Genomic DNA, 14017 nt, shown 5'->3' with positions numbered 1-14017 from the left:
TTTCAAAGATTACAAATTCGATTACGGGAGAGACGAAGAAAAAGATGCGAGCATTTTGAAAAGGTTTTCGCTATAATGGGGCTGAAAGGTGGAAGATCGCATGGAAGTCACACTCTGGCTCGCATTTGGGGCGGGCGTCTTATCATTTTTATCCCCGTGCACGCTACCGTTATATCCTGTCTTTTTATCGTATATTACTGGAGTCTCAGTCTCTGATTTGAAGAGTGAGGGACTGCGGCAGCGCACGGCATGGTTTCACACGTTCTCATTCCTTTTTGGTTTCTCAATCGTCTTTCTTGTGCTTGGTCTGTCGACCTCGCTAATCGCCGATGTGTTCATTCAATACAAGGATAGTTTGCGCATGTTCGGCGCGATTCTCATCTTCGTGTTTGGTGTCTTTTTAGCGGGACTTTGGCAACCAAGTTTCATGATGCGTGAGAAGAAGCTCGCTTTAGGGGAGCGTAAAAGCGGCTACTTTGGAACGGTATTGATCGGAATTGGATTCGCGGCGGGTTGGACCCCGTGTACCGGACCGATTCTTGCCGGTGTCATCGCGCTCGCGGCATCAAACCCGAGTCAGGGAATGGGCTATATGTTGGCGTACGTCATCGGCTTCGCCATCCCGTTCCTCATCATGGCGAGCTTTGTCGGGAAGATTAAGTATTTGGCGCGCAACAGTGCCAAGGTGGCAAAATTCGGAGGTTATTTGATGATGGCCTTCGGCGTCGTATTATATTTTGATGGCATGAATCGTTTCGCTGCTTGGATGAGCGAATTAGTAGGATTCACCGGATTTTAAAAGGGGTTGACCACATGTCGATATTTTGGGGATCGACCCTCGTCGCACTGATGATGGGGCTGATTGCGAGCTTCGTTCGCGTCAAAGCGTCAGCACGACCGACGAATGCGAAAAAGATTTTGATTCCGCCTTTAGCGATGTCGACCGGAATGTTGCAATTTCTCGTCCCAGCGTTTCGACTGACTTGGCTCGAGGTCGGAGAGGCGCTCATCGTCGGATTGATTTTCAGCGTCTTTCTTATTAAGACATCGAATTTCGAGAAACGTGATGGTGAGGTATACTTATCCCGTTCGAAAGCGTTCTTTATCGTCGTCTTCGTCTTGTTGGCGATCCGGACGGTCATGAAGGCGTTTATCGGGGACGAGGTCAATATCTTTGCGACAGGCGGGTTGTTCTATTTGATTGCTTGGGGAATGATTGTCCCTTGGCGGATCGCCATGTACCAAAAGTATAAACAGATTGCTTCAACATGAACGGCGTCCCTCACGAGGGACGCCGTTTTGTCGATTACGAAGTTTTTTTCGTCATCGCAGCTTCAGTCTTCGCATCGATTCCAGTGTTCGCTTTGACGAGGATCCGTTCGAAGTTTCCGGCAAGTTCGTCCGACTTCGTCAAATACGTCCCGACGATGGCGGCGAGGAAACCGAGTGGGATGGAGACAATCCCTGGATTCGTGAGCGGGAACAACGCTTCACCGATCAAGATGGCCGAACCGTCTGGTGCCCACACGTTCGGACTGATGGCGACGAGGAAGAGTGACGAGAACAAGCCGACAATCATGCCGAACACGGCTCCTCCGGTGTTGAACCGTCTCCAATAAATCGTGAACAAGATGACCGGCAAGTTGGCACTGGCGGCCACGGCGAAAGCGAGCGAGACGAGGAAAGCGACGTTCATCGATTGAGCGAAGAAGGCGAGTCCCATCGAAACGAGGGCGACAGCGATCGAAGCGATCCGGGCCGCCGTGACCTGTTCTGTCTCTGTCGCTTCTCCTTTACGGACGATGTGGCCATAAAAATCATGGGCGAACGCAGAGGCAGCCGATAGGACGAGCCCGGCGACGACGGCAAGGATCGTGGCGAACGCGATGGCCGCGACAAAGGCGAACAACAAGTCACCGCCGAGCACTTGGGCCAAGAGTGGTGCGGCCATGTTTCCGGCCGGGTTAGCCGCGATGATGGCGTCCGAGCCGACGAATGCGGCCGCTCCGAAACCAAGGAAAATCGTCAAGATGTAGAACGCACCGATGACCCATGTCGCATAGACGACGGATTGACGTGCCGTCGGCGCATCTTTGACGGTGAAGAAACGGATGAGGATGTGAGGCAGACCGGCTGTCCCGAGGACGAGCGCCAAATTGAGCGAGATCGTATCGAGCGGCAGCTTGAACTTGTTGCCCGGGTTCAAGAAGCTTTCCCCGAGCGGAGTCGCCTTGCTGACCTCGGAAAACATGGTGAAGACGGAGAAGTCAAAGCGGGCGAACACGAGGAATGAGATGATGGCAGTCCCGATCATCAATAAGACAGCTTTTGTGATTTGGACCCATGACGTCGCGGTCATCCCACCGAAAACGACGTACACGGTCATCAAGATGCCAACGACGATGACACTCGTCGTGTATGGGATACCTAGCAATAGCTCGATGAGCGCACCCGCGCCGACGAGCTGGGCGATCATATAAAAGATTGAGATAACGATTGCGTTCATAGCCGCGACACCGCGGACACGTGGTTTATTAAAACGTGCCGCGATCATATCGGCCATCGTATACTTGCCGAGGTTTCGGAGCGGTTCAGCGACAAGGTAAAGCACGACGAGATAAGCTACGAGGAAACCGATCGAGTAGAAAAAACCATCGAATCCGGCGAGGGCGATCATTCCGGCGATTCCGAGAAATGAAGCGGCCGACATGTAATCTCCGGCGATGGCAAGACCATTTTGGAATCCGGTCAAGCCCCCATCAGCCGTATAAAAATCGCTTGCGGTTTTTGTCTTGCGGGCGGCGAAAAATGTGATGACGAGCGTCAGTCCGACAATTGCGAGAAATAGAAGGATGGCGGTCCAGTTCATCGTCCGTCCTCCTCTTGTTTGATTGCTGTGACAAGTTCATCGAACCGGCGTGCCCGGCGACTATACATGACACAAAACGTCCAAGTCATGAAGAATTGGGCGAAGGCGAGTATCCAAGCCCATGTGATATCCCCGGCGACTGGAATGTTCAAGAACGTGAAATAGCTCGTAGAAATCGGTAACGTAAAATAGAAAATGAGGGAGAAAATGATGGATGGAACAATGAACCGATTCTTTTCTTGCATCAACTTGTGGAACGATGGGCTCTCAACGATTGTTTCGGCGGAGCGAGTGCTGTCAGTGCGCGTGACGTGCGTGACATCATGCATCGGAAAACCTCCTTGGGAATCAAGATAGGTATATTATAGAAATGTAAATTAAGGAAAAGCTATCCATTTTTATTACTGAAATACAAAAGCATTATACTAATATTGGTCATACCAATTTATTGTAAGCGTTTTCAATATTGTCTATATTGTGAACTGTATTTCAAGATAGTAAAAGAGTGAAAAAAAGGTTCTTTAGACCTATTAGTCATATGTCACAATTTCCGATTCGTATGACTTAATTGGTTTGTTTGAAATCGAAAAAAGATGCCTAGCCCAAGGCCGACATCTCGCTTCATCATTGTTGAAAATAATGTTGATACACTTTCCAGTCAATCTGTTCTTCTTCAAGCGCCTTTTTTAAAAACTTATGGTCTCGCTTCGGTGTCGCGGCGATATAGCCTTTGACGACGAGCTCGGTCGTCATTTCACGGGCCCGCGTCTCGAGGGCGAACTGTCCGATTTTGCCCGCAATCTTTCGAATGGCGACGTCGCGGAACAGCTCCGGTACCGGTGTGACGAGACGATCGAGCAACGTACGCGTCTCCGGTGTCCATAAGTGGCGTGTCTTGTCGATGTAATCATCCTCGATATCAAGGAGTGAGCGCCCGTCTTCTTTCGGCATTCGTTTTAAAAATTTGCGGAACATGAAGTAGCCGCCGATCGACATCAACCCGATCATTACGAATCCCCAGAAGACAATGAAATACATCACCAAGTTTTCTGGCATCGTTTTTCCCCCGTTCTGTCATTTCACGATCATTCAAGCTAAGTATACAAAAAAGATGAGCGATACAAAAGCTACAGCTATTCATCCCTTACTATAAAGATGGACGAAACGGGCTCGCTTCGTTAGAATAGATAGCGTTGCAATGAGCAAGAGCCAGTGTAAATCGTAATGTTCAGAAAGGAAAGAGCCATACATGAACCAGTTAAAACAAGAAGTTGAGAAGCGGCGCATTTTCGGCATCATCTCGCACCCGGATGCCGGTAAGACGACGCTCACCGAAAAATTGCTCCTTCACGGGGGAGCCATCCGTGAAGCGGGGACGGTCAAAGCCCGCAAAAACTCTAAGCACGCCAAATCGGACTGGATGGAAATCGAGAAACAACGTGGAATCTCGGTCACGTCATCAGTCATGCAGTTCGTCTATCAAGACAAGGTCGTCTCAATCATGGACACACCAGGACATAACGATTTCGGGGAAGATACGTATCGCGTCTTGACATCGGTCGATAGTGCCGTCATGGTGATTGATGCGGCTAAAGGGATTGAGACGCAGACGAAGAAACTATTCCAAGTTTGTCGGATGCGTGGTATTCCGATTTTCACGTTCATGAACAAGCTTGACCGCCAGGCAAAAGACCCGCTTGAACTCATGGAAGAGCTCGAAGAGGTACTCGGTATGCCTTCGGTCGCCGTAACATGGCCAATCGGGAGCGGGATGCAGTTCGAAGGAGTGTACGACCGCCTGAAGAACGAAGTCCACTTGTTCCGCGGCGAGAAAGGGACGCTCACGTTGAATGAAGATGGGGTCAACGATCCTGTGCTCGCTGATCATTTGACGGAAGAGAACTTGACGAATCTGCGGGATGAAATCGATTTGTTGGACGGCGCCGGCAATGAGATTGATGTCGATGCGATTCAGCACGGGAAATTGACGCCGGTCTTCTTCGGGACGGCGCTCGTCGACTTTGGAGTGACGTCGTTCTTGAACCACTACCTTGATATGTCACCAGCCCCAGAGGCACGTAAGTCGAACGTTGGTCCAATCGATCCGACGTCAGAGGACTTCAGCGGCTTCGTCTTCAAGATTCAAGCGAACATGAACCCGGCTCACCGTGACCGCATCGCTTTCGTCCGTATCTGTTCGGGTGTGTTCGAGCGCGGCATGGACGTCACGCTCACGCGGACCGGGAAGAAAATCAAATTGAGCCAGTCGACACAGCTCATGGCCAACGATCGGGAGACGGTCGACAAGGCGTTCGCCGGTGACGTAATCGGGATTTATGATTCGGGTACGTATCAAATCGGTGATACGATCACGACTTCGAAACAGAAGATCGCGTTCGAAGCGTTGCCGACATTCCCGCCAGAGCTCTTCATGCGCGTCTCGCCTGTGAACTCGCTTAAGTCGAAACATTTCCACAAAGGTGTGGAGCAGCTCGCCCAGGAGGGAGCCATCCAAGTGTACCGTAACGAGTATAACGAGATTTATCTCGGTGCGGTCGGTCAACTCCAATTCGAGGTGTTCGAGTATCGCTTGAACAACGAGTACGGCGTCGACATCCGCATGGAGCCGGTCTCGTATAGCGTCGCGCGTTGGGTGAAAGACAAGGAACTGAAGGCACTCAAGCCGTTCCAGGATTCACGCAACATGCTCGTGACGGACCGCTGGGAGCGCCCAGTATTCTTGTTCGCCAACGAGTTTACGTTCGACCGCTTCAAAGAACGGTATGAAGACGAGCTCACGCTCGTCGACGCCCTCGACGTCAACGTCGAGATTGGCGCAGAATAATGAATGGACGGCTCTTTCATAGGGCCGTCTTTTTTCGTTTCAGAGATATGAAACGTTTTGATAAGTTTTACTTATGACCAATTTGTGACGGAATGTATTTTACGTCACGCTATAGTTGTATTATGATAAACATGTGATAAGTAAGCGATTTCGGCACGTGCCAAATTCGCCGCTTTCAAAAAGGGGGATATCGTATGGAACAGACGAACGTATTAGACGCTTTCAAATCTCGGACGCAATTCGAGGTCAATGGACAAGCGTACGATTATTACCGGCTCAAAAAGCTTGAAGAAGAAGGGGTGACGGAACTTAGTCGACTTCCGTACTCGATTCGTGTATTGCTCGAATCTGTACTTCGCCAACAGGATGGCCGTGCCATCACGAAAGAACATGTCGAGAACTTGGCTAAGTGGGGTACTGCCGAAGTCTCGAAAGACATCGATGTTCCGTTCAAACCGGCTCGCGTCGTCCTCCAGGACTTCACGGGCGTCCCGACGGTCGTTGACCTCGCTTCGCTTCGCAAAGCGATGGCTGACCTCGGTGGAGACCCGAACAAAATCAACCCGGAAATCCCGGTCGACCTCGTCGTTGACCACTCGGTCCAAGTTGATGCGTACGGCTTTGCCGGCGCACTCATGAAAAACATGGACATCGAGTTCGAGCGTAATGAAGAGCGCTATAAATTCTTGCGTTGGGCCCAGACAGCGTTCGATAACTATCGTGCCGTCCCGCCAGCGACAGGAATCGTCCACCAAGTAAACTTGGAGTACTTGGCGTCAGTCGTACTCGAAAAAAATGATGGAACGGGCAACGTTGTGTATCCGGATTCACTCGTCGGAACGGACTCGCACACGACGATGATCAACGGTCTCGGTGTCCTCGGCTGGGGTGTCGGTGGAATCGAAGCTGAAGCGAGTATGCTCGGTCAACCGTCTTACTTCCCGGTACCAGACGTCGTCGGCGTCAAAATCATCGGTGAAGTCAATCCGGGTGTCACGGCGACAGACGTCGCACTCGTCGTCACGGAAATGCTCCGAAACGAAAAAGTCGTCGGCAAGTTCGTCGAATTCTTTGGTCCATCACTTCATACGATGCCGCTCTCAGACCGTGCGACAATCGCCAATATGGCACCTGAATATGGTGCAACATGTGGCTTCTTCCCGGTCGATACAGAGACGCTCAACTACATGCGCACGACTGGTCGTTCTGAAGAATTGATCGATCTCGTCGAAGCCTACTCAAAAGCGAACGACTTGTTCTATACACCGGACCAAGCGGATCCATCGTTCACGAAGACGCTCACGCTCGACTTGTCGAAAGTAGAACCGTCACTCGCTGGACCGAAACGTCCACAAGATCGGATCAACTTGTCAGATCTTCAAACGGCGTTCGTCGACAGCGTGACGGCACCGGCCGGACACAGCGGATTCGGTCTCGACCGTGCCGAACTCGAGAAGACGGCACCAATCAACTATACGGACGGCACTGTCGACATGCGTACAGGTGACGTGGCGATTGCGGCGATCACAAGCTGTACGAACACATCGAACCCATACGTCATGGTCGGAGCAGGACTTGTCGCGAAGAAAGCCGTCGAACGCGGTCTCACGGTTCCGAAATTCGTGAAGACGTCGCTCGCGCCAGGCTCGAAAGTCGTGACCGACTACCTCGACAAAGCCGGTCTCACGACGTATCTCGACCAACTCGGTTTCAACACCGTCGGTTACGGATGTACGACTTGTATCGGAAACTCGGGTCCACTCGACCGCGAAGTCGAAGAAGCGATCACGTCGAACGATTTGCTCGTCTCGTCGGTCCTCTCGGGTAACCGTAACTTCGAAGGTCGCGTCCACCCGCTCGTGAAAGCGAACTTCTTGGCATCACCGCCACTCGTCGTCGCCTACGCGCTCGCAGGGTCGGTCAACTTCGATATCATGAACGAATCGTTCGGTACGGACAAAGATGGCAATGAAGTCTTCTTCAAAGACATCTGGCCGTCAAACGATGAGATTAAGATGGTCGTTCAAGACGTCGTCTCACCGGAAGCATTCCGTAAAGAGTACGATACGGTGTTCACAGGGAATGAGCGTTGGAACGCCCTCGACGTGCCGGAAGGCAACTTGTATGACTTCTCGGACGAATCGACGTATATTCAAAACCCGCCGTTCTTCGAAAATCTTGAACCAGAGGCTGGCGTTGTAAGCGCCTTGAACGGTCTCCGTGTGATCGGAAAGTTTGCCGATTCGGTCACAACCGATCACATCTCACCAGCTGGCGCCTTCTCGAAGACGACACCAGCAGGTCAATACCTTCAGTCGAAAGGCGTCGCACCGCTTGACTTCAACTCGTACGGCTCACGCCGTGGGAACCACGAAGTCATGATGCGTGGTACGTTTGCGAACATCCGGATCCGTAACCAAGTCGCGCCAGCCACTGAAGGCGGCTTCACGACGTATTGGCCGACTGGCGAAATCATGCCGATGTATGATGCGGCCATGAAGTACAAAGAACAAGGTACAGGACTTGTCGTCTTCGCCGGAAACGATTACGGAATGGGCTCGTCTCGTGACTGGGCTGCCAAAGGTACAAACCTGCTCGGCATCCGTGCCGTCATCGCGCAAAGTTTCGAACGGATTCACCGCTCGAACCTTGTTATGATGGGTGTGTTACCGCTCCAGTTCATGGACGGGGAGTCAGCTGACTCACTCGGACTCACTGGCGAAGAAGCGATCGACATCCAAGTCGACGAGTCAGTCCGCCCACGTGATATCCTGAACGTCAAAGCGACTCATGAGAACGGTACGGTGACTGAATTCAAAGTCGTCGCCCGCTTCGATTCTGAAGTCGAGATCGATTACTACCGTCACGGCGGAATCTTGCAGATGGTTCTCCGTAACAAATTGAAGTAAGTCAACTGACCTTCCTTTGAAAAAAGGAAGGTTTTTTTGGTGAATGTGCGAATATAAGGTGAGACGGTCCACAATATCGGGAAGAGAATGGGGAAAGGGGGGAGTGTATGGAACGACAAACGAAATCAGGTAAGAATTGGTGGCAACGATTGACGCAAAAAGAGGAAGTCCCGGAAGAAGACATCGATCTCACGCTTCCTCAGTTGCGAGAAGCGATTCATGAGTATGAGCAGACGTTACCGAAAGGGGTCAATCGGACGGTGCTGCTCGACGAGGCCCAGGAAATCGACCTTGCTCGTCTAAAGAAACATTTACCTGGCAAACCGAGACAACGATTTTATATGTCGAAAGAGACGTTTCATATCGTTCCTGAGACAGAACGGGAAGTGGTCTATGAGATGGACCAGGTCCAGCGGGCACTCGATTTATATTTTGAACAAGAAAAAAAAATACCACTGCGGAAATTCCAACAGACGCTACAGCTTGATTTGACACGACTACGCGAGGGCGGATATTTAAAAGTACTTCCAAAACGGCCTTATTACGTCGTGGATGAGACGTTGATCGTCTCCTTAGAACCGAAGCCGCAAGAGTGACGAATCCGGACCGTCACTCTTTTTGTCGTCGACTCGATTACACGCCGAGGGGTTGAGTTGGGTTTATAAACTATGTTACGGTGGAAAACGTATATGAAAATAAGAAAATTGAATAGGAGTGAGATTATGGAAAGAAAAAGCCAAGTGACGACCGTTTTTCTCGTTTCAGCCATCATCACGGTCTTGTTCACGATTTGGGGCATCTTCCCGGAGAGTATCCTCGGTAACGCCAGTCTCTTGAACGTGACGACGAAGTTACAAGGTTGGCTCTCGAACGGGATGGGTTGGTTTTATTTACTCAGCGCGACCGGGATTTTACTCGTCGCCGTCTTTTTAATTTTTTCGAGATTCGGATCGATTCGACTCGGAAAAGACACGGACCGACCAGAATTCAGCTATTTGACATGGTTCGCCATGTTGTTCAGTGCCGGGATGGGGATTGGCCTCATCTTCTGGGGAGCAGCAGAACCGTTGTCGCATTTTCACGCACCACCGTTTGAGTCACCAACGCCTGAAGGTGATGCACGCACTGCGATGCGCTATTCATTCTTCCATTGGGGCTTCCACCCATGGGCAATTTATGCGATGATCGCGCTCGCCATCGCCTACTCGACGTTCCGCAAAGGTCGCCCGGCGACGATCGGGGAGACGATCGGATCGATTGTCAATGATCGCTATGAACGTCCTGTCAAACAGACAGTTGATATTTTAGCCGTCATCGCGACGGCTTTCGGTGTCGCTACTTCGCTCGGCTTCGGGGCCCAGCAAATCGCCGGAGGTTTGCATTACTTGATCCCTGGCGTGCCGAACGCGTTCTCGACTCAATTTATCATCATCGCCGTCGTGACGGTGCTCTATATGATCAGCGCCTCGACGGGTCTCGAGAAAGGGATTCGGATATTAAGTAACACGAACATCTTCCTCGCCATCGTCTTGCTCGGAGCAACACTAGTGGCTGGACCAAGTGCGTTCATCCTCGACCTGTTCACACAGACAATCGGGACGTACTTGCAACAGTTACCGACGATGAGTTTCCGTACGGGTGCATTCGAGCCGGTCGAACGGGAATGGATCAACGGTTGGACGATCTTCTATTGGGCATGGTGGATCTCATGGTCACCATTCGTCGGGACGTTCATCGCCCGCGTCTCAAAAGGTCGTACGATTCGTGAGTTCATCATCGGGATTCTCCTCGTACCGACCTCATTCGGTTTACTTTGGTTCTCTGTCTTTGGCGGATCAGCCATTTGGGCCGACTTGTTCGGCGGCGCATCATTGATTGACCAGGTGAACGAGATCGGGACGGAAGTTGGATTGTTCGCCTTGTTTGAGACGTTCGGTGGATTCGGGGTGGTCCTCAGCATCGTGGCCATCTTCTTGATCTCGACGTTCTTCATCACGTCAGCGGATTCGGCCACATACGTGCTCGGCATGCTCACGACGAACGGGAAACTAATCCCGCCGATGCGCATCAAGTTGATTTGGGGCTTCATTCAATCTTCAATTGCTGCTGTCTTGTTGTATGCGGGTGGACTCGGGGCGCTCCAAGCGGTCGCCATCCTCGTTGCCTTCCCGTTCATCTTTGTTTTGATTCTGATGATTGTCGCCTTGTTCAAGGACTTGGCCGATGAACCGGACGAGCGGGACAAGTGGATTGAAGCGTATAAAGACGAAGAAAATAAACTCGGATAAGTCAAGGGCCTCCATATGGAGGCCTTTTTGAGTGGTTAATGTTTTGCAGGACCCTCTCGCTAGTGTAGGATAGTAAGTGAAGAAGATTGGGAGGGCATTCTATGAAACAACACGTGAAAAAGCGATTGAGTTGGGTGATTTTTGCCGGAATTCTCATTGTCGGCGCCCTACTTGCTTATAACTTTTATTTGGTCACGAATTTGAATGACGACGAGGGCCGTGCAAATCGGGCCGAACCGTTCTATACGTCTGTGGTCATCGGCTATGAAGAGAAAAAGTTGCCTGAGGACGGGGAGACGCTAGAAGTTCGTGAATATAAAGTGACATATGACGAAGACGGACATTTCGTATCCGAGGTCGTAGAGGGCCCGAACGTCGGCGCCCGTGCCGAGTGGGATGGGACCGTCTATCGTGAGTTCAATCCGGACGGTGAGGAGACGAACAGTCAAGAGACGAGCTCAGGCGCGGTCGCCCCGCACCCGTTCTTGTCACGGGCGACGAACGAACAGATTCGTAAATGGCTAGACGACGGAACCCTTGGCTCGAGCGAAGGCGATGTCGATATCATCGGTCGTACGGCACAGGCGTTCGTCAAGAAAGAAACACCGGAAGCCGTCCCAGCAGAATGGGTCGAGAAATATCCATCGATTTTCAGCGAAGACGAAAACGAAGAAGCGGTGACGTATTACGTCGATGCGAACGAGCGCATTTTGCTCGCCGCCGAGTCGCGTAACAACGGCAAGTTGTTTCATTCGATTCGCATGACTTCTTTTGAATCACGATAATCCGGCGAGGAGCAGACTGAGACGTCGGCTCCTTTGTCGTCTAAAAAGGAGAATTTTATGAAACAGATCACTTTGGAGCAAGTCCAAACCGACTTGACGGCTTGGGAAGAAGGCGGACGCGTCGACGAAGCGGCTCTTTTGTCCTACGCTCACTGGTCACGTGCGACCGGCCAGCGTCAAGAATTGATCCGCACATTGACTTTGCTCGCGACGAGGCGGTTACAACACCGTCAGTCAATCGACCCACTGTTAAATCGTTGGGTGAAAGAGTTGGAGTCACTAGGTGCTTTGCCGCCAGCTCTCCGTGTTAGCCAATTGTACGAGCATTTACGGCGCCACAAACAACAATTGCATGTCGACTGGCCAAAGCTACGTGAAACGGATTACGCCTCAATGAAAGTTCAAATTTTGACCGAGTATGAGTCGAAGACGTCTGAATTGCTCGAACATCTTGAGCAGCTTCATGATGAGATCGACCGCGCCAAATCAGATTTGCGGGACTCGGAGTTTAAAGGTCAACTCGAACGGTTGTTCATCGTCGTCATTGAAGCGATGCAAGAAGTGGCCGCGCTCGAAGACGACACGGCTTCACTCTTGGCATCGATGCAAGGCAACTATTTCAGTCGCGAAGCGTTTCATCGGTTTGGTGAACAGGTGTTGCTCGTCAAGGAGCGGCTCGCTACGATCGTCGACCTGTTGCCAGAACAAACTGAAGAGACGCGGTCGAGTGCGATCGAATCGCTTGAGTCGATGATTGGCTTGTATGACGTAAAACAACGCGTCAAAGCGTGGTATCGGTTCCTACTGTTCCAGAAAGAGCGTGAGAAAGCAGGGTTCTCGTCCAAACATCAACCCTCACTTCATCTTGTATTCACCGGTAATCCCGGTACCGGCAAGACGACGCTCGCGCGTCTCATGGCCGAGATTTATTTTGAACTAGGACTGCTCATGCGTCCTGACGTCGTCGAAGCGGACCGTTCGAGTCTCGTCGGTGCATTCGTCGGACAAACGGAAGAACAAGTCATGAACAAGGTGAAAGAAGCCGAGGGCGGTGTCTTGTTCATCGATGAGGCGTATGCCTTGAAACGACAAGATGCGAGTGGGAGTGACTATGGTCAGGCGGCCATCGACACGCTCGTCGCCGCGATGACGAGCGGCGAATATGCCGGCAAGTTCGTCGTGATTCTCGCTGGTTATCCGGAAGAGATGCGACATTTTCTGCTCGCGAACCCGGGACTTCGTTCCCGCTTCCCGGAATCGAACCATTACGAACTCCCGAACTATAGTGACGACGAACTCGTCGCAATCGGTGAAAAAGTGGCCGCGGAGAACAACTATGTCCTGACGGTGGAGGCGAAGCGCGCCTTGATTGCGCGCATCGACCGGGAACGGGTCGACGCGACGTTCGGAAACGCGCGGACGGTTCATAACATTTTGCTCGACGCCATGTTCAAGAAAGGGTCGCGATTTGGTGCTGACGCCCCGCTTGACGAGATGGCGCTCCTGACAGAAGTCGATTTTGATATGGATGCCACCGAAGATACCTCGGGTCCAACCCTTACGGACCTTGTTGGGATGGAGGAGGCGAAACGTCAACTGCGCGAAATCGAGGCGCTCGTCACGATTCAAAAGCGGCGACGTGAGCTCGGATTGAAGACGGCCCCGGTCCAACTCCATGCTGCTCTAGTTGGCAACAGTGGGACCGGCAAGACGACGTTCGCACACCTATACGCCCAGCTCTTGAAGAAGACGGGATATTTGAAACGCGGGCACTTGAAAGTCGTCAGTCGGGCCGATCTCGTCAGCGGATATGTCGGTCAGACGGCACAAAAGACGAAGGCGGCGATCCGCGATGCACTCGGCGGCGTGCTGTTGATTGACGAGGCATACAGCCTGAACGGAGGTCCGAACGATTACGGACGAGAGGCAATCGATACACTCGTCGACGAGATGCCGAAGCACGGGGACAACCTCGTCGTCGTCATGGCGGGCTATGAGGCACCGATGCGTCGCTTGATCGACTCAAACCCGGGGCTCAATAGCCGAATCAAACGGACAATCCACTTTGAGGACTACTCGAATGAGCAGCTTGTCGATATCGCCAAGAAGTACGCCGCAAAATTCGGCTATACGTGTGATGAAGCTGTCGGTCAAGCGCTCCTCGATCGCCTGAAGGAAATCGACCGTCCGAATGCACGGACGGCCCTATCATTGATCGATGAAGCAATCGCGAGACAATCATATCGCTTAATCGAAGCGTCGTCACAAGACGATGATTTGAATCATATTTTAGTAGTAGATATTAAGACTAAGTTATAATA

11 protein-coding genes are annotated in these 14017 nt (G+C 51.7%); 8 read left to right on the top strand and 3 right to left on the bottom strand.

Features of this window, described 5'->3' with window-relative positions; translation table 11 throughout:
- Positions 1-100: 100 nt before the first annotated feature.
- Together EVJ33_RS05735 and EVJ33_RS05730 are read left to right on the top strand one after the other, a co-directional pair.
- A complete protein-coding gene (locus EVJ33_RS05735) occupies positions 101-799 on the top strand; it encodes a cytochrome c biogenesis CcdA family protein (RefSeq protein WP_131435248.1) in 699 nt (232 codons plus the stop codon).
- Positions 800-819: 20 nt separating this feature from the next.
- On the top strand, positions 820-1272 hold the full coding sequence (locus tag EVJ33_RS05730) for a CcdC family protein (protein ID WP_131435318.1): 453 nt from the start codon (positions 820-822) through the stop codon (positions 1270-1272).
- A gap of 34 nt (positions 1273-1306) precedes the next feature.
- Here the strand turns inward: EVJ33_RS05730 and EVJ33_RS05725 are convergent, their stop codons facing one another.
- The 3 genes from EVJ33_RS05725 to EVJ33_RS05715 all read right to left on the bottom strand — a co-directional run bounded on the left by EVJ33_RS05725 (position 1307) and on the right by EVJ33_RS05715 (position 3925).
- Positions 1307-2869: a solute symporter family protein gene (locus EVJ33_RS05725; RefSeq protein WP_131435246.1), complete on the bottom strand. Its 1563-nt coding sequence runs from the start codon at positions 2867-2869 to the stop codon at positions 1307-1309.
- Positions 2866-3198: a DUF485 domain-containing protein gene (locus EVJ33_RS05720; RefSeq protein WP_131435244.1), complete on the bottom strand. Its 333-nt coding sequence runs from the start codon at positions 3196-3198 to the stop codon at positions 2866-2868. Before EVJ33_RS05720 ends, EVJ33_RS05725 begins: the two co-directional genes overlap by 4 nt.
- 295 nt (positions 3199-3493) lie before the next feature.
- Positions 3494-3925, bottom strand: a complete 432-nt coding sequence (locus EVJ33_RS05715) for a DUF2621 domain-containing protein (RefSeq protein WP_131435242.1) — start codon at positions 3923-3925, stop codon at positions 3494-3496.
- 193 nt (positions 3926-4118) lie between these two features.
- Between EVJ33_RS05715 and EVJ33_RS05710 the strand changes: the two genes are divergently transcribed.
- From EVJ33_RS05710 to EVJ33_RS05685, 6 genes are all read left to right on the top strand, one after another.
- Entirely contained in the window at positions 4119-5714 is a 1596-nt protein-coding gene (locus tag EVJ33_RS05710) for a peptide chain release factor 3 (protein WP_131435240.1), read from the top strand.
- Positions 5715-5908: 194 nt separating this feature from the next.
- On the top strand, positions 5909-8623 hold the full coding sequence (acnA, locus tag EVJ33_RS05705; protein ID WP_131435238.1) for an aconitate hydratase AcnA: 2715 nt from the start codon (positions 5909-5911) through the stop codon (positions 8621-8623).
- A gap of 107 nt (positions 8624-8730) precedes the next feature.
- Positions 8731-9219, top strand: coding sequence for a DUF3939 domain-containing protein (locus EVJ33_RS05700; protein ID WP_131435236.1), 489 nt, complete (start codon positions 8731-8733; stop codon positions 9217-9219).
- Positions 9220-9345: 126 nt separating this feature from the next.
- On the top strand, positions 9346-10911 hold the full coding sequence (locus EVJ33_RS05695; protein WP_131435235.1) for a BCCT family transporter: 1566 nt from the start codon (positions 9346-9348) through the stop codon (positions 10909-10911).
- A 101-nt stretch (positions 10912-11012) separates the two neighbouring features.
- Positions 11013-11696, top strand: coding sequence for a hypothetical protein (locus EVJ33_RS05690; protein WP_131435233.1), 684 nt, complete (start codon positions 11013-11015; stop codon positions 11694-11696).
- A 57-nt stretch (positions 11697-11753) separates the two neighbouring features.
- Positions 11754-14015, top strand: a complete 2262-nt coding sequence (locus tag EVJ33_RS05685; RefSeq protein ID WP_131435231.1) for an AAA family ATPase — start codon at positions 11754-11756, stop codon at positions 14013-14015.
- Positions 14016-14017: the final 2 nt, after the last annotated feature.

Source organism: Exiguobacterium sp. SL-10 (assembly GCF_004337025.1).
Classification (GTDB): Bacteria; Bacillota; Bacilli; order Exiguobacteriales; family Exiguobacteriaceae; genus Exiguobacterium.
Note: the sequence above shows the minus strand (reverse complement) of the source record. Positions and strands in the feature narration are given on the sequence as shown.

Excerpts from the sequence above, each read along its gene's own strand:
- EVJ33_RS05690 (WP_131435233.1), top strand. The coding sequence starts at position 11,013 with ATGAAACAACACGTGAAAAAGCGATTGAGTTGGGTGATTTTTGCCGGA.
- EVJ33_RS05715 (WP_131435242.1), bottom strand. The coding sequence starts at position 3,925 with ATGCCAGAAAACTTGGTGATGTATTTCATTGTCTTCTGGGGATTCGTA.
- EVJ33_RS05695 (WP_131435235.1), top strand. The coding sequence starts at position 9,346 with ATGGAAAGAAAAAGCCAAGTGACGACCGTTTTTCTCGTTTCAGCCATC.
- EVJ33_RS05710 (WP_131435240.1), top strand. The coding sequence starts at position 4,119 with ATGAACCAGTTAAAACAAGAAGTTGAGAAGCGGCGCATTTTCGGCATC.
- EVJ33_RS05725 (WP_131435246.1), bottom strand. The coding sequence starts at position 2,869 with ATGAACTGGACCGCCATCCTTCTATTTCTCGCAATTGTCGGACTGACG.
- acnA (WP_131435238.1), top strand. The coding sequence starts at position 5,909 with ATGGAACAGACGAACGTATTAGACGCTTTCAAATCTCGGACGCAATTC.
- EVJ33_RS05685 (WP_131435231.1), top strand. The coding sequence starts at position 11,754 with ATGAAACAGATCACTTTGGAGCAAGTCCAAACCGACTTGACGGCTTGG.
- EVJ33_RS05735 (WP_131435248.1), top strand. The coding sequence starts at position 101 with ATGGAAGTCACACTCTGGCTCGCATTTGGGGCGGGCGTCTTATCATTT.
- EVJ33_RS05700 (WP_131435236.1), top strand. The coding sequence starts at position 8,731 with ATGGAACGACAAACGAAATCAGGTAAGAATTGGTGGCAACGATTGACG.
- EVJ33_RS05720 (WP_131435244.1), bottom strand. The coding sequence starts at position 3,198 with ATGCATGATGTCACGCACGTCACGCGCACTGACAGCACTCGCTCCGCC.